Raw genomic sequence first — 23,864 nt, 5'->3', positions numbered from 1 at the left:
AGCCGCTCAGGCCGCCTTCGACACCAGCGCCTCGCTCTCGATGAGCTCCGTTCCGATCAGATAATCGCGGCAGCCGCGAAGTGAGCGCAGGGCGCGGTTGAAGTCGAGGCCGGTCGAGACCAGCGCATGCAGCGTCGCCGGATTGCGGACGATGCCGCGCAGAACGGCGGCGAGATCGATCTGGCCGTTCGGCTTGATGGCGGCGCGGGCGAGCGCCGGCAGCGCGCGATGGGCGGGGTCGCTGATGACGCGAACCGCGGCGAAGGGCAGCCCGGCCTCGGCAGCGTAGGCGGCCGCGATGTGGCTTTCCATGTCGACGGCGGAGGCTCCCGTCTCCGAATGCAGCGCCGCCTTGCAGGCCCGCTTCGTGACCACCTCCTCGGCGCCGGCGAGGCTGCCGCGCACGACGCGGCGGCGGCCGGAGGTCAGGCGCTCGATCAGGTCGTCGCCGAGCGACAGCCCGGCCGCCCAGCGGGCATCGCCGGACAGCACCTCGGTCGCCAGCACGACGTCGCCGGACCGCAGCGTCGGGTCGAGCCCGCCGGCCACGCCGAAGGAGATCACGCCGCGAATCGTATCAGGATCCACCACCGTCAGCAGCGCCCGCAACTGGGTCGGGCTGCTGGATGAACAGATGACTGCCATTCCGGGCCCGGCCGCAATGCGAGCCTCCTGAACCAGTCCGGTCACGATCAGTATCGGCCGCGGGTCGATGGTATTACCCGCGGTGAAACAGTCCCCCGTCCCCAAAGTCACATTCCGACCCCTACCACCCTGCTGTTGGTGTTCCGCAAGTTCCGATACCGCGCCAACGCCCACAGCGGAAAGAACTTCGGGTAACCATGATACCGTAGATAGAATACACGGGGGAAGCCTGTGGCGGTGTACCGCTGCTCGTCCCACAGTCCTTTTTTGTTCTGTGTTGCAATCAGGTACTCCACCCCGCGGGCGACGGCGGGGTGATCAACCTCGCCTGCCGCCATCAGGGCAAGCAAGGCCCATGCCGTTTGCGAGGCTGTCGAGGGGGCAGCCTCCCAACCCTTGTAGTCCAGCCGGTAGCTGACGGCGTCCTCGCCCCAGCCGCCATCCTGGTTCTGGATCGAGGTCAGCCAGTCGGCGGCCTTCCGGATCATCGGGTCCTTGTGGTCGACACCGGCCATGTTGAGAGCGCACAGCACCGACCAGGTTCCATAGATGAAGTTCATTCCCCAGCGGCCGTACCAGGACCCCTCCGGGTGCTGGGTCTTCCGCAAGTACGCGATCCCGTCGGCAACGTGCTTGCTGGTCTTTTCGGTCTCGCCGAGCTGCGCCAGCATCGAGATGCAGCGCGCGGTGACGTCCTCGGTCGGCGGATCGAGCAGCGCGCCGTGGTCCGAGAACGGGATGTTGTTCAGGTAATATTCGAGATTGTTGACGTCGAAGGCGGCCCAGCCGCCGTCGTCGCTCTGCATGCCCGCGATCCACTCGCGGCCACGGGCGATCGCGGTATTATAGCCGGTCGCGCCGTGCTCCCGGCGCATGCGATCCATCGACATCACCACGACCGCGGTGTCGTCGAGGTCAGGATAATGGGCGTTGTTGTACTGGAAGGCCCAGCCGCCGGGGCGGACGTCGGGCCGCTTCACGGCCCAGTCGCCCTTCACTTCGAGCTCCTGCTTCGGGATCAGCCAGTCGAGGCCCTGCTTGGCGGCGGGTACCGCCTTCTCTCCACCGGCCTCCAGCAGCGCATGGGCGGTCAGGGTCGTATCCCACACCGGCGAGACGCAGGGCTGGCAATAGGCCTCGTCGTCGCCGATCACGAGCAGCTTTTCGATGCCCCGCCGCGTTGTCGCGCGCGGCGGATAGTTCTCATCCTTGCCGAGCGCGTCATACATCATGACAATGTTGGCCATGGGCGGGTAGATCGCGCCCATGCCGTCCTCGCCGTTGAGCCGCTCCTCGATGAAGGCGAGCGCGGCGTCGATCGCACGCTTGCGCAGGCTCTTCGGAAACAGCGGCTCGATCACGCGCAAGATGGCATCGAGCGAGCGGAACAGCAGGAACCAGGCCATGCTCTGGTGCGGCGCCTTGGCGGTCATGCCGATCGAACGCGGGTCCTGGAGGAACAGCTCGTCGATGCCGACGCCTAGCGGATTCTTCGCGCGCGGCTTCAGCGCGGCGATCACCATCAGCGGCACCATGGTGGTGCGCGCCCAGTAGGAGATCTTATTGAGGTGGAACGGCGACCAGAACGGCAGCAGCACGATCTCGATCGGCAGCACCGGCACCGCGCGCCAGGTCACGACGCCGAACGTCGCCAGCAGGAAGCGCGTGAAGACGTTGCTGTTGATCGCGCCGCCTCGGGCATGGATCGCCTCGCGCGCGCGCACCATGTGCGGCGCGTCGACGGAATCTCCGATCATCTTCAGCGCGAAGTAAGCCTTCACGCTCGCGCTCATGTCGAACTCGCCGTCATGCACGAGGGGCCAGCCGCCATGGGCGCCTTGAACGCGGCGCAGGTAGTTGCCGATCTTGGCCTCGAGCACGGTGTCGACCGGCTCTGCGAGATAGTGGCGCAGCAGGATGTACTCGGCTGGAATCGTGCAGTCGGCCTCGAGCTCGAACACCCAATGGCCGTCGGACTGCTGGAAGCCGAGGACGCCCTGGGTGGCCGAGGCAATGCTCGATTCCAGGGTCTCGCGGCTGGTCGCGTTCACGGAATCCATGTCGCTCGATTGCTCCGATAGTCGATTGAAAATTGGCCGGGACATTTGCCCGTCAGGGCCGCCTTTCAGGATCCTTTGGCGGCCAGAACCAGATCGGCGGCGCGATCGCCGGACCGGACCGATCCCTCGATGGTTGCCGGCAATCCCGTAGCAGTCCAGTCGCCGGCAAGGAACAGGTTTTTCAGCGCAGTGACCGGCCCCGGACGCAGGGCATTCTGGGCCGGCGTCGCCGCAAATGTGGCGCGGCGCTCGCGCACGATCTGCCAGGGGGGCAGTGGCGGCGACAGCTCACCGGACAGGGCAGCGGCCTTGCAGACGTCGCTCCAGATCGCCTGTGCGAGTTCCTCGCGCGGCATGTCGACCAGACGGTCGCCATTGCTGATGGTCACGGAAAGCCGGTTGGGGAACGCGAACAGCCATTCCACCACGCCGCCGATCACGCCGAGGATCGGCGGCGAACCCGGCGGCGGCTCAAAACGGAAATGCGCATTCACGATGGCGCGGAATTCGGTCGGAGTCTTCAGGCCGGGCAGCAGGCTCGCGGCGGCGCGCGGCGGCACCGCCATCACGACGACATCGCCCTCACCGATCTGGATCACATCCTCGCCGCCGAAATTCAGCGCGCCGACCTTGCCGTCGGTGGTCGCAAACGAGCGCAGCTCATGGCCCAGCTGAACCGAGTGGCCGCGCTCCTGCAAGAACTTCACCGCAGGCTCGATCAGCACCGCGCTGAGACCGTCGCGCGCGATCAAGGGACGGCAGGCCTGCCCGCCCGCGAGCAGCGTCTCGCGCACGATCGCGCCCGCAAGCCCCGCCGAGCCCTCGGGCGGATCGACGTTGAGCGCCGCGAGCAGCAGCGGCTGCACCAGACGCTGATAGAGGATGCCCTCACAAGGAATGGACTTGCCGACCAGCGTCTCCTCCGACGCCCAGATCAGCGGCGCCAGCTTCAGATAATCGGTGAGGCCGGTGTCGGGCACGCGGCGGCTCTCGTCGAACACCCAGGTCGGCCACCGGCCAGCGCCGAGATCGATCTGCCAGCGCTGCCCCGACTTGATGTCGACGAAGGGAAACTGCGCGCTTTCAGGACCGACGAGGCCCGCCTCGGTGCCGATCGCGCGCGCATAGGCACGCGCATGACTGTTGCCCGACAGCAGCAGATGATTGCCATTGTCGATGGTGAGATTGGTGGCGCCGTCGAAATAGGAGCGGCAGCGGCCACCGGCCTGGTGGGTCGCCTCGTGCACGGCGACCTTGAAGCCGGCATTGGCGAGCCGCACAGCGGCGGAGAGGCCGGAAATTCCAGCACCGATGATATGAGCTGTCTTTTGCATCAGATGAAAGCGTAGCGGAGCAGGATCAGGATGCGTGCGATCTTCGACACACGCACCGGCTCGCGCGGCGCGGTGAAGCCGCGCGCGATCAGCAGGTCCAGAATGGAATGATAGTATTTCGACATGATCCGCGGCGCGCGCACCGCGCGGCGCTTGTTGCGGTTCATGATCTCGTCCGACTTCTCGAAATGCACCTTCGCGCGCTGCGCCAGCGGCAGGCAGACCTTCGGCAGCGCGCGCTCGGCGATCACGCGGTCCGGATCATCGGAGGTGATGCCGGCATGCAGCAGCGCTTCGCGCGGCAGATAGAGCCGGCCGAGGCCCGCATCCTCGTCGATATCGCGCAGGATGTTGGTGAGCTGCAGCGCGCGGCCGAGATGGTACGCGAGCAGGATGCCGTCTTCCTCGGGCATTCCGAACACGCGCACCGACAGCCGCCCCACGGCGCTGGCGACACGGTCACAGTACAGATCAAGCGTTGCCATGTCGGGCGCGCGGATGTCCTGCGGCACATCCATTTCCATGCCGTCGACGATGGCGAGGAAGTCCTCGCGCTTGAGCCCGAAGGCCTTCACCGAGGCGACGTAGTCCTTCAGCCGCGGCGGCGGATGGCCCTGATAGAGCGCATCGATGTCGTTGCGCCATTGCTGAAGTGCGGCGAGCCGCTCCTCCCGCGGGCCGTCGGAATCGGCGATGTCGTCGACCTGGCGGCAAAAGCTGTAGATCTGGAACATCGCTTCGCGCTGGTCACGCGGCAGGATGCGCATCGCGGCATAGAACGAGCTGCCGGATGCGGCCGAGCCGTAACTGGCGCCGGGCGTGGTCGCCTCAAGCGTCATGTGCAGTCCCCGGTCTGGAAATGGCCTTGCGTCCGATCGCGCGGCGGCCGACTTCGCCGATCATCCCGGCGAGGCTGAAGGCGAGCAGCTCGAACTTGTTCAGATGCACGCGCTCGCGCAGGGGATCGCGCACCTTCAAGAGGCGCACGATGCGGTCGGCATAGGCCTGGATCACCGAAATGTCGACGCCGAGGCGAAAATCCCTCACCTCCGCGCTCAGCGACTTGCTCTGCCTGAGGAGCGCTTCATTGCGCGCGGCAAGCGCCTGAAGGCAGGCCAGCATCGCCGGCGGTGATTGCGCAAGCCCGAGCTGCTCGACGGAGGCGCCGTGTGCTGCCAGCGCATCGCGCGGCAGATAGACGCGGTTGAGCTCGCGGAAATCCTTGCCGCAATCCTGCAGGTGATTGTTGATCTGGAGCGCCGCGCAGAGCGCGTCCGATGCGGCCCAGGTCGAGGTGCTCTCGCTGTGGACGTCGAGCATGAAGCGCCCGACGGGCATCGCCGAGTAACGGCAATAGCGGATGACCTCGTCCCAATTCTCATAGCGCAGCTTGGTCACGTCCATGCGGAAGGCGATGAGCACGTCGAGCGCATGTCGCGGCGCCATGCCGCGCTCGGCCAGCGCGCGGCGCAGGGTGACGGCTTCGGCCTGGGTGTCGCCCTTGCCGAGCAGTTCCGCCTCGAGCAGATCGAGATAAGCAAGCTTCTCATCGGGCGGCAGCGTCGCATGGTCGGCAATGTCGTCGGCGGTGCGGACGAAGTTGTAGTAGGCCAGGATCAGGGCGCGATGGCGCGGATGAATGATCCAGGACGCGACGGGAAAATTCTCGTCGCGGTCACCCTTGCCGGATCGCAATTCGCTCGCAGAGGTCATCGAGGGCTGGTTTACAATCGTTTGGACAGGAAGGCTTTTTCGCTCGCGCGGGCTCATGCCGGCGATCCGGCTGCGGCCCCCATATAGGGGAATAATGCCGCAAAACCAATCCTGTCGCTCGATGGCTGCCCTTTGCCGATCAGCCCGAAAAGGCGGGGCCTGGGCCGCCTTTGTCGGCCAGTGGCCAAGAGCTCTTACTGGTTGTGGTTCTTCAGCACCTGGTCGCAGGCCTGCGAGATCTTGGCCCGGTTCTCCTTGAGGCAGGCGAGGATGGTGAAATCGCCCTGATCGATGACCGGACGGCAGAACTTCTGCACGTCGCGCGTGCAGGCCTTCTGCTCGGCATCCGTGCCACGCCCTTGCTGAGCGAACGCCGCGGTCGAAAGGGATGCCGACAGCAGGGTGAGAGCGACGAGAAGATTACGCATTGTATTCCTTCATTCTGACGGCAGAATCGCACCGGACCCGGACTGCACAGGGCGGACGACCGGAGCGGATTGTTCTGATGGCAACTTGCCGCAGGAGTGGCGGCCCAGAGAAGGCACAAGCACCGGCAAATGCGGCCAAATTGGCACCGCGGCCGCCGAATCCGACCTTCCCCGCGCCTTCATTTGCAAATGTAAGGGGTTGATACTACGTCATAATTCAGGGAATCTGCGTTTTACTGCACACCTGTTGCAGCGCTGCATCTGTCCGCCGTGCCTTTCCTGCCAGAAAGATGCCGAAACAAGGCACATCGGCGGATCAAGGCTGGCGCTGGACCTCGTGAGCCGCCATCTCTGGTGGCCAGGCTTTGAACCTGACACTGGCTCGAAGCACTAAACTTTCGATGTGGCGAGACGTTCTCGATCGTAAGCGAGCGTCGTTCCAAAACGGGATAATTGCGATGAAATTCATTGGGCGAACTGGACTGGCAATCAAGGCGGCCGGCATCGGGGCGGCGCTGCTCTTCTCGGTTTCGGCGAGCCATGCTCAGTCGTCCGGACCGTTTGCCGGTTTCGATGGCGCATGGACCGGCACCGGCACGGTGTCGTTGTCCGACGGCTCCACCGAGCGCATTCGCTGCAAGGCGGACTACAAGGTCGGCGGCAGCGGCCTCAACCTGAAACAGGCGCTGCACTGCGCGTCCGACAGCTACAAGTTCAACCTCACCAGCGACGTGACGAGCCAGGGCGAGCGCATCTCCGGCAATTGGAGCGAGTCCAGCCGCAACATCTTCGGTAATCTGCAGGGCACCGCCGGCGGCGGCCAGATCGACGTGTTCGTCGAGGCCAACGGCTTTGCCGCCAACCTCTCGCTGCGCACCAACGGCAGCAAGCAGACGGTGCAGATCAGCTCCAAGGGCGAGATCCGCGGCGTCAACATCACGATGACGAAGGGCTGACGCCCTTTCCGCTGCGAAAGGATACAGCCTCCGGCTCTCGCGAGCCGGGGGCTTTTTGTTGATCTGGATCAGATGAAGCCGCTCAGATCGCCGGCTTGTCGGTGCCCTGCAGCTTGCCATGCAGATTGATCAGCCACATCGCCGTCGGCCGCAGGATGAAGAGGTCGGCGACGAGGGCCATGACCATCGAGAAGGCGCTGAGCCAGCCGAACAGCCGCAGCGACGGCAGGTCCGAGAACACGGTCACGACGAGGCCGCAGGCCAGCACCACCGTGGTCAGGATCAGCGCCGGGCCGACCAGCACGGTGGCCCGCTCCACCGCGAGCGCCGAGCCGACGCCCGGCTTGCTCTCGAGCCTCAAGCGGTTGAGGAAGTGGATGGTCGCGCTCAAGCCCAGGCCGAACGAGACGGTGAGCGCGACGACACTGGCGAATTGCAGGCCCTCGCCCATCGCCCACAGAACCGTTCCCGACATCACCACCGGGAAGATACCCGGCAGGATGCAGGCGAGCATCACCACCCAGGAGCGGAAGGCGAGGCCGATGAAGATCGCGACCAGCGCGAATTCGATGGTGAGGCCGTGGTTCAGCTTCTCGATCATGCTGGCCGAGTTGCGCGCAGCGATGGCGGCAAGGCCCGTGACCGCGATCTCGTAGCCGGGATGCTTCTTGCGGACGGCGTCGAGCTCGTGGTCGAGCTTGTCGACGATCGGCAGGAGCTGGCTGGAATCCTTGTCCGGTACGCGGCCGGCGACCACGACGGCGTCCTGCTCGGCATCGATGAACCGCCGCACCAGGTGCTCGGGGATGACGTTGACATATTCCTTCAACGTCGCGACGTCGGCGCTGCCCGCCTTTTCGGCCAGCCAGCGGCGCAGCGTCTCCAGCGACCAGACGTTGCCGACACCGGCCGTCTTCTCCACGGTCGCATGCACGTCGGCGATGGTCTGGAGCGTCTCCGGCGAATAGAGCGATTCGCCCTTGGGGAACTGGATCAGCACGTTGACCGGGTTGGCGCCGGTCAGCTTGGCATCGAGCCGGTCGCTGGCGGCGACCGCCTGACGCTTATCCGGCACCTGGTCGGCGAGCCGGTAGCGCGGCTCCAGATTGGCATAGATGACGCCGAGGCCGCCGACGAACAGCACCGCGATCAGGCTGAACAAGCCGGGACGGCCCACCATGCGCACCGCGACCCAGTAGCAGAAATTGCGCAGCGCCTGGACGCCTGCATCGGCGCCCTGGAACTTGACCGCAAAGACCTTCTCGTTGCGCACGAACAGCACGCCGAATACCGGCACGAGCGACAGCACCGCGACCAGCGCGATGATAGTGGCGGCGAGACCTGCCTCACCGAACTTGCGGATCAGGTCGGAGTCGGAAAATTGCAGCGCGATGAAGGAAATGCCGGCCGTGCCGTGCGTCAGCACGCAGGCCGGACCCACCACCAGCACCGCGTTCTTGAACGCGGTGAACTTGTCCTGGCCTGCGATCAGCCGGTCGCGCGCGGCGAAGGTGAGCTGCATCGAGTCCGAGAAGCTGATGACCATGATGAGTGGCGTCATCACGTTCAGGAACATGTTGAGGTTGAAATTGGCCCAGCCGAGCGCGCCGAGCGCCAGCAGGATCGCGATCATCGGCGGAAACGCCGCGGCGATCATGAACGAGATCTTGCGGAAGAAGATGATGGCGATGATGCAGCCCGCGAGAATGCCGAGGATGTTGTAGGTCAGCCCGTCGCGCTCGACCGCGTTACGGATCTCGAGTTGCATCACCGGCACGCCGGAGAGCTGCACGTTGAGCCCGGTGTCGCCGAGGTCCTCCTTCATCAGCGCGCGGATATCGGCGACGGTCTTGGTCAGCTTGTTGGAGGCGACCACTTCGGGATCAAGCGACAGCACGATGAGCGCCAGCGTGCCGTCTTCCGACAGCAGCTTGCCGCGGATGATCTCGTTGTTTTTGACGGTCTCGATGAACTTGTCGTACGCGTCGCCCTCCGGCAACTCGGCCGGGAACAGCGCCGCCGGCAGCTTGCCCGGGGCCGGCGCCTGACGTGCCGAGAACAGCGAGACCAGTCCGCGCGTGCCATCGACCAGCTGCAGGTCGGTGACGAAATCGCGCAGCTTCTCCAGGTTGTTCCGTGCCAGCAGGGTCTTGCCCTCGACCACTACGAGGACGTCGAACTCCTCGGCGGGGAACTTCTTCGTCACCTCTTCGTACTGGCGGAATTCGCGGGTGTCGGAGCGGAACAGCTGCGACAGCGAATCGTCGATCTTGATCCTGTGGATGCCGAACACGGCGCCGACGATCAGGGCGAGCAGGACGATGCAGGAGACGATCGGGGCCCGGACGGCGATCAGCCCGAGGCGCTCCAGCCCGAAGGCGATCGAGGACGCAGGTCCCTGCTCGACCTTGTCGACATGAACCTCATTCTCGCTGTGCTTTTCGAGCATGCCTTGTCCAGTTCCTAATCGGCTCGGTCTTGAGAGCTTATTGCGCCCCGCGAACGGCTTGAGAACGCCATACAAATGGGAGGCTTGCCCTTTGAAAATGCGCGGAAAATCGCCGCGAGGGGTTTAGCAGGTCAACAGGTCTTCTCGCAAGCAGGCGAAGCCTGGCCGAATCGATCAAGAAGCGGCGATCCGGTCCCGACCGCCTAGCATCCCGGCGAGGCTGTGCCAATTCGATGCGGCGCCCGGTCCGCGCTCTCGTCCTTCAGAGCCACGCCGGTGGTCCCCCGGGCGAGGCCCTCACGGACGAGCCAGGCGATCTTGAAGGCGGCCTCGTCATGGCTCAACCCGGCATGATGGATGTTCGAGACGCAATTGCGTTCGGCATCGGTACGGCCGGGCTTCGGGGCGAAGGTCAGATAGGCGCCGAGACTGTCGGGCGCGGACAGGCCGGGCCGTTCGCCGATCAGCATCACGACCATGCGCGCACCGAGAATGGCGCCAATCTCGTCGCCGAGCGCGACTCGCGCGCCCGATGCGACAACGACATGGCCGATCGCGACGTCATCCCCTTGCGCAAGCAATGGCAACAGGCGCGTCACCAGGATCGTCGCATGGGCGTGAACCGCCGCCGCGGACAGGCCGTCTCCGACCACAAGCGCGAGCTGGCACGGCGCCGAGGCGCTTCGTGCCAGAAGCTGCGCCGAGCCGGGGTCAAGCTGTCGTCCGAGGTCCGGCCGCCGCAGATAGTCGCTGCGATCGACCGCCTGGCTCCTCACCTCGGTCACGGCAAGCCCAAGCGCGCCGAGATCGGCGACCAGACGCGGCACATTGAAGGCGGCATGCACGGCATCGCGTGCGCGGGCATGGTCCAGCGTGAAATCAAGCAGCGCCCTCGTCGGCATGCTCGCGCCGCTGCGCCCGAGCGCCACGCGCGCGGGCGTGAACGCCCGCAAATCGAGGGTCGGGCGGCGCGGCGGAGCCGGATCAGACATATCGCATCATTCGGCGGGAACGGCGGCTTCGCGCAGGCGGATCGAATAATTCGAGGCGTTCTGCTTGCCGCTGGAAGCCGCGCGCGCAAAGGTGATGAGATGGTGCGCGATCAGCGTGCAGCCGATCAGGCCTTCGATGTCGCCGCGCTTGATGCGTCCAAGGGCGAACTTCCAGAACACGCGCCTGTAGTCTCCGAGCACGCCGACCTTCCAGAAGATGTTGCGCAACATGATGAGACCGCGCCGGATGTTCGGCCAGGTCTTCATCTCGTCCGGCGTCGGCATCTTGAGTCGGCGCGCGTAAACATTGTCGCATTGATACTGATAGCGCGCGTAAACCTTCTCGGGCGCGTAGGCGACCGCCATCGCATGCTTCCAGGATGCGACGACCTCGTCATAAGGCAACAGGAAGTCGACATTGGAATCGCGACTGTCGTCATGGACCAGGCGGCCCTCGCGATCCAAACGGTCCCACAACGGCGTCTTCGGCAGCGCCTGGAGCAGATTGATGGTGAGCAGCGGAATCCGGGACTCCTCGACGAAAGCGAGTAGCGCTTCCGAGGTGTTCGGCTTGTCGGTATCGAGTCCCATGATGATGCCGGACACGACCTCCATGCCGTAGGAATTGATCGTGCGCACGCCCTCCAGGATCGGGACCATCATATTGTGGTCCTTCTGCATCGCCTTCAGCGCGTCGGGATCGGGCGTCTCGATGCCGCAGAAGATGGTGACGAAATAGGCCTCGCGCATCTTCTCGAGGATCTCGGGCCTCTTGGCGATGTTGAGCGTCGCTTCACAGGCGAGCCGCACCACGTAGCCGGTCCGCTTCTGCCATTCGACCAGATGCGGCAACAGGTCCAGCGCCGCCTTGCGGTTGCCGATGAAATTGTCGTCGACGAAATAGACCGTGTCGGTCATGCCGCATTCGCGCAGGCGATCGAGCTCGGCGATGATCTGCTGTGGCGACTTGATGCGCGGATTGCGGCCGTAGAGTCCGGGGATGTCGCAGAACTCGCACTGATAGGGACAGCCGCTGGAGTACTGGATGCTGCCGAGGAAATACTTCTTCACCTCGGCGAGCTCGTAGGCCGGAATCGGAAACTCCGTCATCGGCACGCGGTCCTTGGTGGTCAGCACCACCTGGGCCTTGGGACGCGAGGTGTCGCGCGACAGGATCTCGATCAGCTGGTTGGTGGCGTCGCCGAGTTCGCCGACATGCAGATAGTCGAAGGACGGATAGTAGTCCGGGCAGGCGCTGACCGAGGGCCCTCCCAGTGCGACCGGCAGATCGAATTCATGGGCGCGGCGGCAGATGTCGTTCATCTGCTGGCGCTGGATGTGCATGCCGCTGACGAAGACCGCTTCCGCCCATTCGAATTCCTCCTTCGTCGTACGGCGCAGGTTCTCGTCGACGAATTTGACCTGCCACTCTTTCGGAAGGTAGGCGGAGATCAGCAGCAGCCCCTGCGGCGGCATGAAGGCGCGGACGCCGTCGGTCAATGGATAGGAATGCTCGAACGTACCGAAGGACGAGGTGTAGCGCGGAAACACGCAGAGAATCCGCCGGGACGTTCCGTTACTTTCAGCTCGCATCAAAGCTCCCCCCGCCACACTCGACCGATAGTGCGGAAATTGCCAGCCAGACCCAGGGTAATGCTGTCGCCGGAATTTCTCAATATTGTGGCAGAAGCACAATTCCGGGAAGCGCCGATAGTTTCATCGGGGTGCGAGCTGGCCCGCCCCTCACGCAATCAACCGCGAGGCAAAATCGGGCAGCAGGCCTGCATCGCCGGCCAGACGGAAATCGGCGCCTGTCATTCCCGAGCGCGCCAGCCAGTCGTCGAACTCCGGCGCGCGGCGCAAACCGAAGACGTCGCGGACATAGAGCGCGTCGTGAAAAGACGTCGACTGGTAGTTCAGCATGACGTCGTCGGCGCCCGGGACGCCCATGATGAAGGTGACGCCGGCGGCGGCAAGCAGCGTCAGGAGATTGTCCATGTCGTCCTGGTCCGCCTCGGCATGGTTGGTGTAGCAGATGTCGACCCCGAGCGGCAGGCCGAGCAGCTTGCCGCAGAAATGATCCTCCAGCCCTGCCCGGATGATTTCCTTGCCGTCATAGAGATATTCCGGACCGATGAAGCCGACCACGCTGTTGACGAGCAGCGGGGCAAAAGCGCGGGCGACCGCATAGGCGCGCGCCTCGCAGGTCTGCTGGTCGACCCCGTGATGGGCGCCCGCCGACAGCGCCGACCCCTGGCCCGTCTCGAAATACATCACGTTCCGGCCGACCGTGCCGCGCCGCAGCGACAGCCCGGCCTGCTGGGCCTCTTTCAGGAGCGCGAGATCGATGCCGAAACTGCGGTTAGCCGCCTCGGTGCCGGCGACCGACTGGAAGACGAGGTCGACCGGCACGCCCTGCCCGATCAGTGACAGCGTCGTCGTGACATGGGTCAGGACGCAGCCTTGCGTCGGGATCTGCAGCCGCGCGATGATCTCGTCGAGCAGCCGCAGCAATTGGGCGATCACGGCCGGATCATCGCTCGCCGGATTGATGCCGATGCAGGCATCGCCGGCCCCGAGCAGGATGCCGTCGAGGATCGAGGCGGTGATGCCCCTGGCATCGTCGAACGGATGGTTGGGCTGGAGCCGCGTGCTCATCCGCCCCTTCAGACCGATGGTGTTGCGAAAGGCGGTGGTGACCTCGCATTTCCGCGCCGCCAGGATCAGATCCTGGTTGCGCATCAGCTTTGACACCGCGGCCGCCATCTCCGGCGTGATGCCGCCGGCCAGCTTGCGCAGGACATCGGGCGTTGCGGCATCGGACAGCAACCAGTCGCGGAAGGCCCCGACGGTGAGCGATGCCACGGGCGCAAAGGCCCTGGCGTCATGGCTGTCGATGACGAGGCGGGTGACCTCGTCGGTCTCATAGGGAATGACGGCTTCCTGGAGGAATTGGCCGAGCGGCACATCGGCGAGCGCCATCCGTGCCGCGATCATTTGCTCGGAACTGGCAGCGGCAATTCCGGCCAGCCGGTCGCCGGAGCGCGGCGGTGTCGCCTTGGCGAGCAGGTCGCGCAGATCAGGGAAGGTGTAGGTCGTGGCGTCGATGCGGTGGCGGTAGACCACGGGCCTCTCCGGAGTTGGTCGGCCAAGGGCCGACCCCAAGACTATGCTGAAAGACTGTCCTGAAACTATACCTTCGGATCAAGACGCTGAAATATCTTACTTTCGTTCGACCAAGGACGAAGGGAGCCGACGGGCGCGTTAACGCCACATCCACCTTCATCCTGCAAAGTTTTGCATCAATTCTACACGACCCTGTTCACCGGCCGCTCCGGGCCATTCCGGGCTCCTGCACACCATGACATCAGACCGATCTGGGAATGCCACCAAGCTGGCAGGCCGTTTCACGCTTGCCGCCAAGCTCTATGCGATCTTCGCGCTGTTCGCGCTGCTCACGGCCGCGATCGCGATGCTGTCCGACTACAACAGCCGCAGCAGCGCCGACCTGACCAGCGCGATCGAGACGGCGAATGCCGCCGCGCTGAACGTCGAGCGGGTGAACTCGCTGGTCTATGCGGTCGTGATGGAATCGCGCGGCGTCTACATGTCGACCGAGCCGGCCGTGGTGAAGAAATATGGCGATGGCCTGCTCAAGTTCAACGCGCAGATCCTCGACGTCGTGAAGCGTTGGGAGACGATCGTCAAGGCCGACGATGCCGAACAGTTTGCCACCTTCAAGAAGCGCATCGAGCAGTTCGTCGAGTTCCGCAAGGAGCTGGTGCGCCGCGGCGTCGAGATCAATGCAGCCGCCGGCCGCGAATGGGGTGACAACGACGCCAACCGCGCCGTTCGCTCGGCGCTGAACAAGGATCTCGAGGCGCTGTCCAAGGTCTATGCCGAGCGGGCCAGGCAGATCGCGCAGCAGACCGAGACCAATCGCGAATTGTCGTTCGTGCTGACCTGCCTTGGCGGCGTGGCGCTGGCCCTCGTCGCAATCGGCATCGTCATCATCGCCCGCTCGATCGCCCGGCCGCTCGCCTCGATCACCGCCACCATCAAGCAGGTCGCCGACGGCGCCGAAAACGTCGTGGTGCCGCACTCCGGCCGCGCCGACGAGATCGGCGCACTGGCCCGCGCCATCCAGGTCTTCCAGGACGCCATGGGTCGCAACCGCAACCTCGCCTCGCAAGTGTCGCACGACGCCGCCGCGCGCGAGGAGCGTGCCCGCCACATCGAACGGTCCGTCGAGCAGTTTCGCGAGGCGATCGGCGCGATCATGCGCGGCCTCAGCGACAACGCCTCGGTGATGCGCGAGACCGCGCAGACCATCACCCGCGTCACCGCGGACGCGAACAGCCGCGCCGGCACGGCGGCGAACGCCACAGAGCAGGCCTCGCACAACGTCACGGCGGTGGCCGGCGCGGCGGAAGAACTGTCAGCCTCGGTGGTGGAGATCGGCCGCCAGGTGCGCCAGAGCGCCGGCGCGGTCGAGCAGACCGGCCAGCGCACCGAGAAGTCGATCTCCGAGATCGAGAGCCTCGCCGCGGCCACGCAGCGCATCGACGGCGTGCTCAGCCTGATCCAGGCGATCGCCGAGCAGACCAACCTGCTCGCCCTGAACGCCACCATCGAGGCCGCGCGCGCCGGTGATGCCGGCCGCGGCTTCGCCGTCGTCGCCCACGAAGTGAAGGCGCTCGCAGGCCAGACCGCCAAGGCCACCGCCGAGATCAGCGAGAACGTTGCGATGATCCAGGCCTCGACCCGCAACGCCGTCGACGCCGTGCGCGAGATCGGCGGCGCGGTCCGCGAGATCAACGAGGTCACCTCGGCGATCGCCGGCGCCGTCAGCCAGCAGGACGCCGCCACGCGCGAGATCTCGTCCAACGCGCAAAGCGCCGCGCAGGGCAACGAGACGCTCGTGGCCAACATCACCTCGCTCCGCGACGCCATCGGCGAGACCGACACCGCGGCATCCTCGGTGCTGACGGCGGCGAGCAGCCTGACGGCGACGGCGGACACGCTGTCGCGCGAGGTCGAGAAGTTCTTCCAGAACCTGCGATCCGGCGCGGCAGACAGCCGCGTCGCCAAGGCGGGATAGCCGACGCGGTCCGCTAAGCCGGCGGTGGGGCCGATCGAGCAAAAAGTGCGAAAACAACCCCATGCACAGTAGACGGCAGCAACTGAATCAAGGAATTAGCGGCGCTCCCGACGCTCTGCTGATTTTACGAAGCCGGTTTGACTCGTCGGGCAAAACACCGGCATAATGTCATCCTTGGCGCACCGCATTCCCCGCGAGACCGCCGGATCCGCGAACAGCTCGCGCGCATCGGCGTCGGACCCGACAAGCCTTCTTTTCGCAGCCATTCTTCGGCCACGACACAGTCGAGGCGGCGTACGTATCCCGCGCCACGCATGAGACATCGATGGCAAATCATTGAAATCATTCAATGCTGCCGTGCAGCCTGGCCGGCAAGCAAACCGCGCCGCAATTCCCACGAAGCCTCTTGATTTGCGTCAACGCACGGTTTTGGACGGTGTGGCTGGCTATCCCCCTGTTCGTTGAGGCGTTTTGCCATGTCCTTCAAGCCTCGCGCGTGTTTGTCATTGCTGCGGAAGGAGAGATAGATGAAGGCGATCGTGTTCTCATTTGCGATGCTCGGAAGCCACTCGTTCGTGCCGGTATCCGATCGCCTTCCCGAGCTGCGGGTAGAAGCGCTCTGCAAGGCCACCTCCGAAACCGACAAGGCGATGGGGCTCGCGCTGCCGCAGAGCTTTTCAGATTGCATGCGTGACGAGACCGCGGCGCAAGAGCAACTGGCTACAGTCTGGTTGACCGTCAAGCCCGCTCTTCGCGACCCGTGCGAGGGTGAAGCGACCACCGGCGGAATCCAAAGCTATGTCGATCTGCTCACCTGCATTCAGATGACGGACACGGCAAGTGCGGTGGCGCCGGCCTCACCCCTCAGAGGGGGCAGCAAGAATCGAAACAAGCAGTAGCAAATCCCTTCCAGGAGCAAGTTCATGGCCAACAGGAAGCTGTCTCTCATTGCTGGTGCGGTCGCGGCGATCGTCGCCTCGGGCGCTTCGGCTCAGTCGATCAACCTCACCGGAGTCTACAGATGCATTCAGATGTGCCGGGGGGACCTGCCGGCCTATGTCACCCAGAATGGGCCCGAACTCAATCTGTTGACTGAAGCCGGTTTGCCATCTCGTGCTTGGCCCGATTGGTATTCGCCGGCCAACCGGATCTGGGTCGATGCGTTCGATCAAAGCGCAGTCTATTCACCGGATGGAATGCTGATCCAATTTGACAATGGGACGATTTGGCAGCGGGACTTACCTGCGGCGCCCCCTGTCCGCCGTCGCCGGTAAGACATGAATGGACCCGCCGGGTGGACTAACTTCGTCGCGGTTCTCCGCTGCCCATTTCAGAATACTGACATGATGGCATCGTGCCGGTGGCGCGTGCGTTGCCCCTGCCCCGCAGCATCAAAGCGCCAAGCGAATGATGTGCGTTCGGCGTTCTCGAAGCCTGGCCATTGGAGCCGGCTTCATGCTCGTTCGTGAGCTGCCCACAGATCGCCCGAGAAGGGTACGACGCAGCGAAACATGTCGACAGCATCCCATCGTAAAACCCGATGGATTGCGGGGCCATCGTCGCCAGGCGCCCTCGCGCGCCTATCCCGCAATCAGATGAGGCTTTCCGCATTTGAACGGCTCTGTTGCGCCAAGTGGTGACGGCGCAGCTCCTGAGCAGGGAGCGGACAATGCTCCGGCCCGCATCGAGGGTGCGTGGCGCGGCGCACAGCACCACTACCCCATCACCCCGCCCCGCCGGATCAGCTCCTTGCCCACCGCAGCCAGATGCACCTGATCCGGCCCATCGCCGATGCGGATGAAGCGGGCGTAGACGTAGGCACGCGCGAGGAACGTATCCTGCGAGACGCCGGCGGCGCCGTGGATCTGGATGGCACGGTCGATGACGCGGGCGGCCATGCTGGGGACCACGATCTTGGCGGCGGCGATCAGGTCGCGCGCAGCCTTGTTGCCGTCGCGGTCCATCCTGTCGGCGGCCTGCAGCGTCAATAGGCGCGCTTGCGCGATCTCGCAGAAGGAGTTTGCGATGTCCTCGCGCACCGAGCCCTGCTCGGCGAGCGGCTTGCCGAAAGCCGTGCGCGAGACCACGCGCCGGCACATCAATTCCAGCGCGCGCTGGGCACAGCCGATCAGCCGCATGCAGTGGTGGATGCGGCCGGGGCCGAGCCGGCCTTGCGCGATCTCGAAGCCGCGGCCTTCGCCGAGCAAAATGTTCTCCGCGGGCACGCGGACGTTCTCGTAGACGATCTCGGGGTGGCCGACCGGCGCATCGTCATAGCCGTAAGTGAGCATGTCGCGGACGATGCGCACGCCGGGCGTATTTCGGGGCACCAGGATCATGGATTGCTGGCGATGGCGGTCGGGATGATCCGGCGCGGTCTTGCCCATCACGATCAGGATCTCGCAATCTTCGTTCATCGCGCCTGACGTGAACCATTTGCGGCCGTTGACGACGTAGTCGCCACCGTCGCGGCGGATCTCGCACTGGATGTTGGTGGCGTCGCTGGAGGCAACCTGCGGCTCCGTCATCGAGAAGCCCGAGCGGATGCGTCCCTCCAGGAGCGGCTTCAGCCAGCGTTCCTGCTGCGCTGGCGTGCCGTAGTTCGCCAGCACCTCCATGTTGCCGACATCGGGGGCCGAGCAATTGAACACCTCGGGCGCCCAGAGGATGCGGCCCATGATCTCCTTCACGGGCGCATATTCGAGATTGGTCAGGCCCGTGTTGTCAAGGTCTTGGCCATGCTCGCCTGACAGGAACAGGTTCCAGAGCCCCTGCTCCCGCGCCAGCCGCTTCAGATCCTGCAAGACTGGGGGCGTCTTGTAGCGCGATGCTTCCGGCTTGACCTGCTCGTAATAGAGCTCCTCGACCGGCTCGACATGCGTCCGCATGAACTGGCGGACGCGGTCCTGCAACTCGAGCGAACGGGGAGAGTGTTGAAAGTCCATCGTGGGCTCCTGTTCCCTTGTCCCCTTTGGGAGAAGGTGGCATAGGCTGCCTTCGGCAGCCGTTCCTAAGAACGCCGAAGCAAAGCTTCGGCTATGGCGCCGGATGAGGGTTGTCTCCGAGCGTTCAAATGCAGAGACGACTGGCGGAGCCATGCCGCTCACCCGGCTCCGCTTCGCGCATCCACCCTCTCCCACAAGGGAAGAAGGTACACCGTCTCTGCGGCCCACCCATCACGTCCCGCGCAGGAGCTCGCTCGCCACGACCCAATCGTTGCCGTCGAACTGGAGCATGTAGCCGTCCTTGATCGGGCGGAAGTCCTGCGGCGTGGTGTTGAGGGTGATGCCGGGCATCAGCAGCGACAGCGGCACGTTCTTCAGGTTGGCGGCCTGCGCCATGATGTTCTCGCGCGTCAGGTTGTCCTTGCACTGCCTCAGCAGCACCACCAGCGCCTCGGCGACGGTGTAGCCGTAGAGCCCGGCGACGTTGTTGACGTCGGCGTTGGGCAGGCGCCGCTTCATGAAATCGATATAGGCCGTCATCGCCGGATCGTTCTTCGGCTCGGCCACGAACGGCTTGAGCGAGCCGAGCGACAGCACGCCCTTGCCGGCGTCGAGACCGGCCGGCACCATCACCGTGGCCTTGTTGGCACAGCCGCTGGCGAGGAAGCGCGTCGGCTGCCAGCCGACCTCATGAGCTTTTCGGATCGCCTGCGCGCAGGCGCGCGGCGTTACCGAATAGATCAGGAAGACGTCGGCCTTGGTATTGGCCAGCGTCAGCACCTGGGAATCGACGGTGGGGTCGGCGACCTCGAAGCTCGAGGCCATCGCGATCGCCTTGTCGGCGTCGGCGCCGAGCGCCTCCTTGACGCCGCGCAGATATTCCTTGCCGGCATCGTCGTTCTGATAGAGCACCGCGAAGCGCGCATTCGGGTTCTTGGCGCGGGCATAGGCGACGTCGATCGCGGCCTCGCTGGTGTAGTTCGGCGCCCAGGGCAGCGCCATCGACCAGGGCATGTTGGCGGGATCGTTCCACTTCGAGGCCGAGCTGATCAAGAAAAGCTGCGGCACCTTGTTGCCGTTGAGATACTTCGCGATGGCCGAGCTTGGCGCGGTGCCCATGGTCGCGAAGATGAAGGCGACGCCTTCACCCTCGACGAGGCGCCGTGCCGCCTCCATGGTCTTCGGCGGAGAGAAGGCGTCGTCCAGCGAGATCAGATTGAGCTTGCGGCCGTTGACGCCGCCTTTCTCGTTGATCTCGTCGAAATAGGCGGAGATCACCCGGCCGGTGATGCTGAGCGGCGAGGCCGGGCCGCTATAGGGCATGGTGTTGCCGATCTTGATCTCGGTGTCGCTGACGCCAGGACCGTAGGATTTCTGCGCGGAGACAGGGGCGGAAACGCAGGCGGCAGCCAGCGCTGCGGCCAGGACCAAAGCGGCTTTCATGGTTTCTCCCACTGATTATCGCCGCGCGAGGCAGTCACGCGGCGTGCTGCTTTTCGTCAGCGCGTCAGATCAGCGGAGTTCCACAACACGGTCTTGCGTCGAGTTGCTGATGGCTCGGGGTCGGCTCAGCATATGAGTCTGCGCTTCACCTCCATCGGAGGCGATGAGAGACCTGCGCCTAGCCGCGTCGCTTCAAGCCAAGGCCGAGGCTGATCCAGCCGGCACCAGCCATGATCAGGTCGATACCGAGAAACAGGCCGAGGATGTAGACGCTGTTCACCGGCCAGCGCGCCACGATGAGCAGGCCGAGCAGCAACGTGATCGCGCCGGAGAGCGCAACCCACACCCACGGGCTCTCGCGTTTCATGCTGAAGGCGAGAAACAGCCTGACGGCGCCCGAGGCGATCAGCGATGCCCCCAAAAACAGCGTCAGCAGGACTGCCGCGAACAGCGGATTCTCGAAGGTCAGGAAGCCGGCAACGATATAGAGCACGCCGAGCAGCGCCCAGATCAGGAATTTGCCCCAGCTCTTCACCTGGAATGCGCCGATCACCTCGGCGACACCGGCCACGATCATCATCGCGCCAACCACGATCACGCTCGCCACCGTCGCCATCACGACGCTGCCGAGCGCGACGAAGCCGGCGATCAGATAGACGACGCCGAGCGCGACGATCCAGCCCCATTTGGCGTGCAGCGCGGCGATACCCGAGCCGAGGCTCGCATGGTGAGACGTATCCGAAGCACTCGTCATGGCCGCCACTCCTCTTGCAAAGCCCGGAGGCACAATTCAAGATAGCACCATCCGGACCGGGACGACAGCCAGCAGAACACTCCTCACCGGCAGCAACATTGACGCAAATCAAGATCGAATGCGGAGAATCCGTCCGCTGTGTCCCGCAATGATCAGGCGCGCTCGGCGGCGTTGCGAATGTCGAGCACGGCCTGGGCCCATTCGGCGGGTCGCTCCTGCGGCAAATTGTGGCCTGCATCCTTGAAGACGCGCCGTTCGAAGAATCGCTCGAACTTGCGCGCGTGGTGGGCGGTGCCCGGATTGACGCCGTCGCTGTCGCCATCGATTGCAATCGTCGGGACGCGGATCGGCGGCTGCGCGGCAAGCCGGGCCTCGATCGCAGCATAGGCGGGGTCGCCCGCCACCAGCGCGTAGCGATGGCGGTAGGAGTGGATCACGACATCCACGAAATCGGGATTGTCGAAGGACACAGCGCTCGTCTCGAACGTCGCGTCGTCGAATGCCCATTTCGGCGACCACATCGTCCAGAGCTGGCGGGCAAAGCCGCGGCGGTTGCGCTCCAGCGCGCGGCGGCCGCGTTCGTTGTGGAAGAGATATTGATACCAGAGCGCCGCCTCCTCCAGCGGCGAGGCCGGCTCCATGGCGCGGGCGATGTTCTGGATGTTGTAGGAATTGCCGGAGACGAGCCCGATCACACGCTCCGGATAGAGCGCCGAGACAACGCAAGCCGCGCGCCCGCCCCAGTCATAGCCACCGAGGATGGCGCGCTCGATGCCGAGCGCATCCATGAAGGCAAGAAGATCGGCGCCAAGCGCCGCCTGCTCGCCGGAGCGCAGCGTCCCGGCGGAACGAAACCGCGTCGGGCCGTAGCCGCGCAGCCAGGGCACCAGCACCCGCGCGCCTGCCTCGGCAATGATCGCCGCGGCGTCCGCGTAGGCGTTCACGTCATAGGGAAAGCCGTGCCCGAGGATGCAGGGCCAGCCGTCCGGCACGCCGTACTCGCGGTAGGCGATGTCGAGGACGTGGGTGGCGATGGTTTTCTGTTGCATGCATGTCTCGCGGAGTGATCGCGATCGTAGCCCGGCCTATCTCTGCGGACCGGACAGCGAGATATCGCGTTCGGCGCGGAACACGTTGCTGTAGAGGTTGGCGATCCATTGCCGACCGATCTCGGTCTTGTTGAGATAACCGATCTCGGTCTGGATGTGCGGTGCGACGCTATTCCAATAGAATTGCGGGTAGCGGTTTATGATGTCGGCGGGCGAGTCGTAGCCGAGCTGACGGTTGATGCCGACCTCCTCGAACTCGTAGTAGAGCGCGTTGGCCTTGCGCAGATAGTTGGGATCGCCGAGCTGTCCGATGAAATCGGCCGCGCGCAGGATCGAGGCTTCGTCGTCATATTCCTGCCCTTCACGGGCCGGAAAGCGCGTCCCCTCGATGGCACGGGCGACGCGCTCGGAGTCGATGCCGCGGATGGGCGGCAACCGCCGCCGCACGAAGAGCTTCGAGCGATCGACGTGATACATCATCAGACTGGCATCCGACGCGCCGCGGGGCAGCGACACCTTGGTCCCTGCCTCGTCGATGATGAACCCGTCTTCGTCGTCCTCCGGAAACAGGCCGCGGACATAGCCGATGTCATGTGCGAGGCAGGCTATCAGGATGTGGAGGTAATCTTCTGCATCAAGATGCGCATGGAGATTACGTCCGGTGAGGATCGCCTGGGCGGCGAGCGTCACCAGCATCGTATGCTCGATGTTGTGATAGAGCGCGTCGCTGTTGCCGATGCATTCCATCGCCGTGCGCGTCGAGCCCTCCAGAACCCTGGCATAGGTTTCGTCGTACCGGCGACGCATGAACGAGCCCAGCATTTTCTCGAGGGTTTCGGCCGCCAGTCTCGGTAAAGTTATCATGGATGCAGCCCTGTCCGCCGCTCGTGTCCCATGCCACTCCCGACGTCTCGTTCTTGTCTTCGACGCGGCGGGAGCATAGCCCATCTTGGCCAGGGTAACCAATTCCCGGAGCAAAAATACGTAAATATCTTGTCGTCCCGCTGCGCAACATCACGGCTGTCGTCACAGTTAACAACAACCAAAGGTGGCGGGAAGGCTCCGGACCTGGCGGCCTCGTCAGGGCGCGGCCAGGATGTCGACGCCGTCGGTCGTGCGCGAAAGACTTCTGGCGAGATAGAACAGCTCGACCAGCTTGCCGCGCTTGCCGGCCAGCGAGAAGATGAATTCGGGCGAATCCGCCTCGATCTCCGTGATCGCCACCTTCGCGATCCGATCGATACGGCTCGAGCCGTGCTCCCAGACAAAGCCGACACCGAGCCGGTTGGCGACCGCCTCCAGCATCCCCTCGCGTGTATTGACGATGATCGCCGGACTGGCGCGCAGGTTGACGACGCGAAACGCCCTGTCCACGGCGCGCTGCGTCGCGGAATCCCGGGTGCGAAAGACCAGCGGATATTGCACGAGGCCGGCGATCGACACGCGCGATTGGCGACTGAGCTCGTGAACGGGATGACAGATCGCCACGACGCGCTGCTGCACGCAGGGCTCGCGCCGGAAGCGGTTGTCCTGCGGCACCTCCGGCAACACGGCGACGTCGACACGCTGGTCGACCACCGCAGCCATGATCGCCGACCAGCTGCCGATCTCGATGTTGATCTGGATCTTCGGATACAGATTGCGGAACGCCGCGATCAGCGCCATGCCCGGCATGGCATTCCCGAGCCCGATGCGAAGCTCACCCCCCGTGAGCTCGTCGCGCTGCTGCAGGATGGCCAGTGCGTCCGCCTCGATCGCCTGCATCCGGCTCGTCGCTGCGTAGAGCCGCCGGCACAGCGGTGTCGCGATCAGACTCTGGCCGTGCCGGTCGAACAGCGCAACCGCGAACTCGGCCTCCAGATCGCGCACGAGTTGGGCAACTGACGGCTGCGACACCCGCAACCGCCTTGCGCCGGCCGCGAAGCTGCCGGTCTCGAACACCGCATTCACCGCCCGGACGCGCGACGACGTCAACGCCACCACAACAACCCCAAA

General features: G+C 64.7%; 20 protein-coding genes. 4 read left to right on the top strand and 16 right to left on the bottom strand.

From position 1 onward, the window contains the following. Window positions 1-6: 6 nt before the first annotated feature. The 6 genes from ABIG06_RS24355 to ABIG06_RS24330 all read right to left on the bottom strand — a co-directional run bounded on the left by ABIG06_RS24355 (window position 7) and on the right by ABIG06_RS24330 (window position 6,180). Window positions 7-756 (bottom strand): phosphorylase, encoded by a 750-nt coding sequence (locus ABIG06_RS24355; protein ID WP_124160771.1) that lies wholly within the window; start codon window positions 754-756, stop codon window positions 7-9. Further along, window positions 753-2,705, bottom strand: a complete 1,953-nt coding sequence (shc, locus tag ABIG06_RS24350) for a squalene--hopene cyclase (protein ID WP_370138884.1) — start codon at window positions 2,703-2,705, stop codon at window positions 753-755. Before shc ends, ABIG06_RS24355 begins: the two co-directional genes overlap by 4 nt. Before the next feature lie 65 nt (window positions 2,706-2,770). Continuing rightward, window positions 2,771-4,039: a hydroxysqualene dehydroxylase HpnE gene (hpnE, locus tag ABIG06_RS24345; RefSeq protein ID WP_370138883.1), complete on the bottom strand. Its 1,269-nt coding sequence runs from the start codon at window positions 4,037-4,039 to the stop codon at window positions 2,771-2,773. Further along, window positions 4,039-4,878 (bottom strand): presqualene diphosphate synthase HpnD, encoded by an 840-nt coding sequence (gene hpnD, locus ABIG06_RS24340; RefSeq protein WP_124160768.1) that lies wholly within the window; start codon window positions 4,876-4,878, stop codon window positions 4,039-4,041. The genes hpnE and hpnD overlap by 1 nt, the downstream gene beginning before the upstream one ends. After that, on the bottom strand, window positions 4,868-5,752 hold the full coding sequence (hpnC, locus tag ABIG06_RS24335; RefSeq protein WP_370138882.1) for a squalene synthase HpnC: 885 nt from the start codon (window positions 5,750-5,752) through the stop codon (window positions 4,868-4,870). Before hpnC ends, hpnD begins: the two co-directional genes overlap by 11 nt. A gap of 194 nt (window positions 5,753-5,946) precedes the next feature. Continuing rightward, window positions 5,947-6,180, bottom strand: coding sequence for a hypothetical protein (locus ABIG06_RS24330; RefSeq protein WP_025035011.1), 234 nt, complete (start codon window positions 6,178-6,180; stop codon window positions 5,947-5,949). Between the two features lie 458 nt (window positions 6,181-6,638). Between ABIG06_RS24330 and ABIG06_RS24325 the strand changes: the two genes are divergently transcribed. After that, complete coding sequence (locus ABIG06_RS24325) at window positions 6,639-7,136, top strand: hypothetical protein (RefSeq protein WP_061878080.1); 498 nt, start codon at window positions 6,639-6,641, stop codon at window positions 7,134-7,136. An 82-nt stretch (window positions 7,137-7,218) separates the two neighbouring features. Here ABIG06_RS24325 and ABIG06_RS24320 read toward each other — a convergent pair whose 3' ends face one another. From ABIG06_RS24320 to ABIG06_RS24305, 4 genes are all read right to left on the bottom strand, one after another. Further along, a complete protein-coding gene (locus ABIG06_RS24320) occupies window positions 7,219-9,585 on the bottom strand; it encodes an efflux RND transporter permease subunit (protein WP_370138881.1) in 2,367 nt (788 codons plus the stop codon). 203 nt (window positions 9,586-9,788) lie between these two features. After that, window positions 9,789-10,577: an ethanolamine ammonia-lyase subunit EutC gene (eutC, locus tag ABIG06_RS24315; protein WP_370138880.1), complete on the bottom strand. Its 789-nt coding sequence runs from the start codon at window positions 10,575-10,577 to the stop codon at window positions 9,789-9,791. A gap of 6 nt (window positions 10,578-10,583) precedes the next feature. Further along, window positions 10,584-12,170 carry a B12-binding domain-containing radical SAM protein gene (locus ABIG06_RS24310; RefSeq protein WP_370138879.1) on the bottom strand — a complete coding sequence of 529 codons (1,587 nt, stop codon included), beginning with the start codon at window positions 12,168-12,170 and terminating at the stop codon, window positions 10,584-10,586. A 150-nt stretch (window positions 12,171-12,320) separates the two neighbouring features. Then, window positions 12,321-13,703: an ethanolamine ammonia-lyase subunit EutB gene (locus ABIG06_RS24305; protein WP_370138878.1), complete on the bottom strand. Its 1,383-nt coding sequence runs from the start codon at window positions 13,701-13,703 to the stop codon at window positions 12,321-12,323. Window positions 13,704-13,938: 235 nt separating this feature from the next. Between ABIG06_RS24305 and ABIG06_RS24300 the strand changes: the two genes are divergently transcribed. The 3 genes from ABIG06_RS24300 to ABIG06_RS24290 all read left to right on the top strand — a co-directional run bounded on the left by ABIG06_RS24300 (window position 13,939) and on the right by ABIG06_RS24290 (window position 16,952). Next, the gene (locus ABIG06_RS24300) at window positions 13,939-15,678 is read left to right on the top strand and encodes a methyl-accepting chemotaxis protein (protein ID WP_370138877.1); all 1,740 of its coding nucleotides are present in this window, start codon (window positions 13,939-13,941) and stop codon (window positions 15,676-15,678) included. Between the two features lie 527 nt (window positions 15,679-16,205). Next, the gene (locus ABIG06_RS24295; RefSeq protein WP_370138876.1) at window positions 16,206-16,577 is read left to right on the top strand and encodes a hypothetical protein; all 372 of its coding nucleotides are present in this window, start codon (window positions 16,206-16,208) and stop codon (window positions 16,575-16,577) included. A gap of 24 nt (window positions 16,578-16,601) precedes the next feature. Continuing rightward, window positions 16,602-16,952, top strand: a complete 351-nt coding sequence (locus tag ABIG06_RS24290) for a hypothetical protein (RefSeq protein WP_124160760.1) — start codon at window positions 16,602-16,604, stop codon at window positions 16,950-16,952. Between the two features lie 441 nt (window positions 16,953-17,393). On the opposite strand, the gene ABIG06_RS24285 is transcribed toward ABIG06_RS24290, so the two are convergent. From ABIG06_RS24285 to ABIG06_RS24260, 6 genes are all read right to left on the bottom strand, one after another. Beyond that, complete coding sequence (locus tag ABIG06_RS24285) at window positions 17,394-18,623, bottom strand: acyl-CoA dehydrogenase family protein (RefSeq protein WP_370138875.1); 1,230 nt, start codon at window positions 18,621-18,623, stop codon at window positions 17,394-17,396. Window positions 18,624-18,854: 231 nt separating this feature from the next. Beyond that, window positions 18,855-20,066 (bottom strand): ABC transporter substrate-binding protein, encoded by a 1,212-nt coding sequence (locus ABIG06_RS24280; RefSeq protein ID WP_370138874.1) that lies wholly within the window; start codon window positions 20,064-20,066, stop codon window positions 18,855-18,857. Between the two features lie 178 nt (window positions 20,067-20,244). Beyond that, window positions 20,245-20,820, bottom strand: coding sequence for an HdeD family acid-resistance protein (locus ABIG06_RS24275; protein WP_124160757.1), 576 nt, complete (start codon window positions 20,818-20,820; stop codon window positions 20,245-20,247). A gap of 152 nt (window positions 20,821-20,972) precedes the next feature. Next, window positions 20,973-21,869: an alpha/beta fold hydrolase gene (locus ABIG06_RS24270; protein WP_370138873.1), complete on the bottom strand. Its 897-nt coding sequence runs from the start codon at window positions 21,867-21,869 to the stop codon at window positions 20,973-20,975. Window positions 21,870-21,905: 36 nt separating this feature from the next. After that, window positions 21,906-22,733, bottom strand: coding sequence for an HD domain-containing protein (locus ABIG06_RS24265; protein WP_124160755.1), 828 nt, complete (start codon window positions 22,731-22,733; stop codon window positions 21,906-21,908). A gap of 216 nt (window positions 22,734-22,949) precedes the next feature. Continuing rightward, window positions 22,950-23,849, bottom strand: coding sequence for a LysR family transcriptional regulator (locus ABIG06_RS24260; protein WP_370138872.1), 900 nt, complete (start codon window positions 23,847-23,849; stop codon window positions 22,950-22,952). Between the last annotated feature and the right edge of the window lie 15 nt (window positions 23,850-23,864).

It is taken from the genome of Bradyrhizobium sp. USDA 326 (assembly GCF_049739485.1).
Taxonomy (GTDB): Bacteria; Pseudomonadota; Alphaproteobacteria; order Rhizobiales; family Xanthobacteraceae; genus Bradyrhizobium.
The sequence above is the reverse complement of the archived record's forward strand: the minus strand, read 5'-3'. Positions and strand labels throughout refer to the sequence as shown.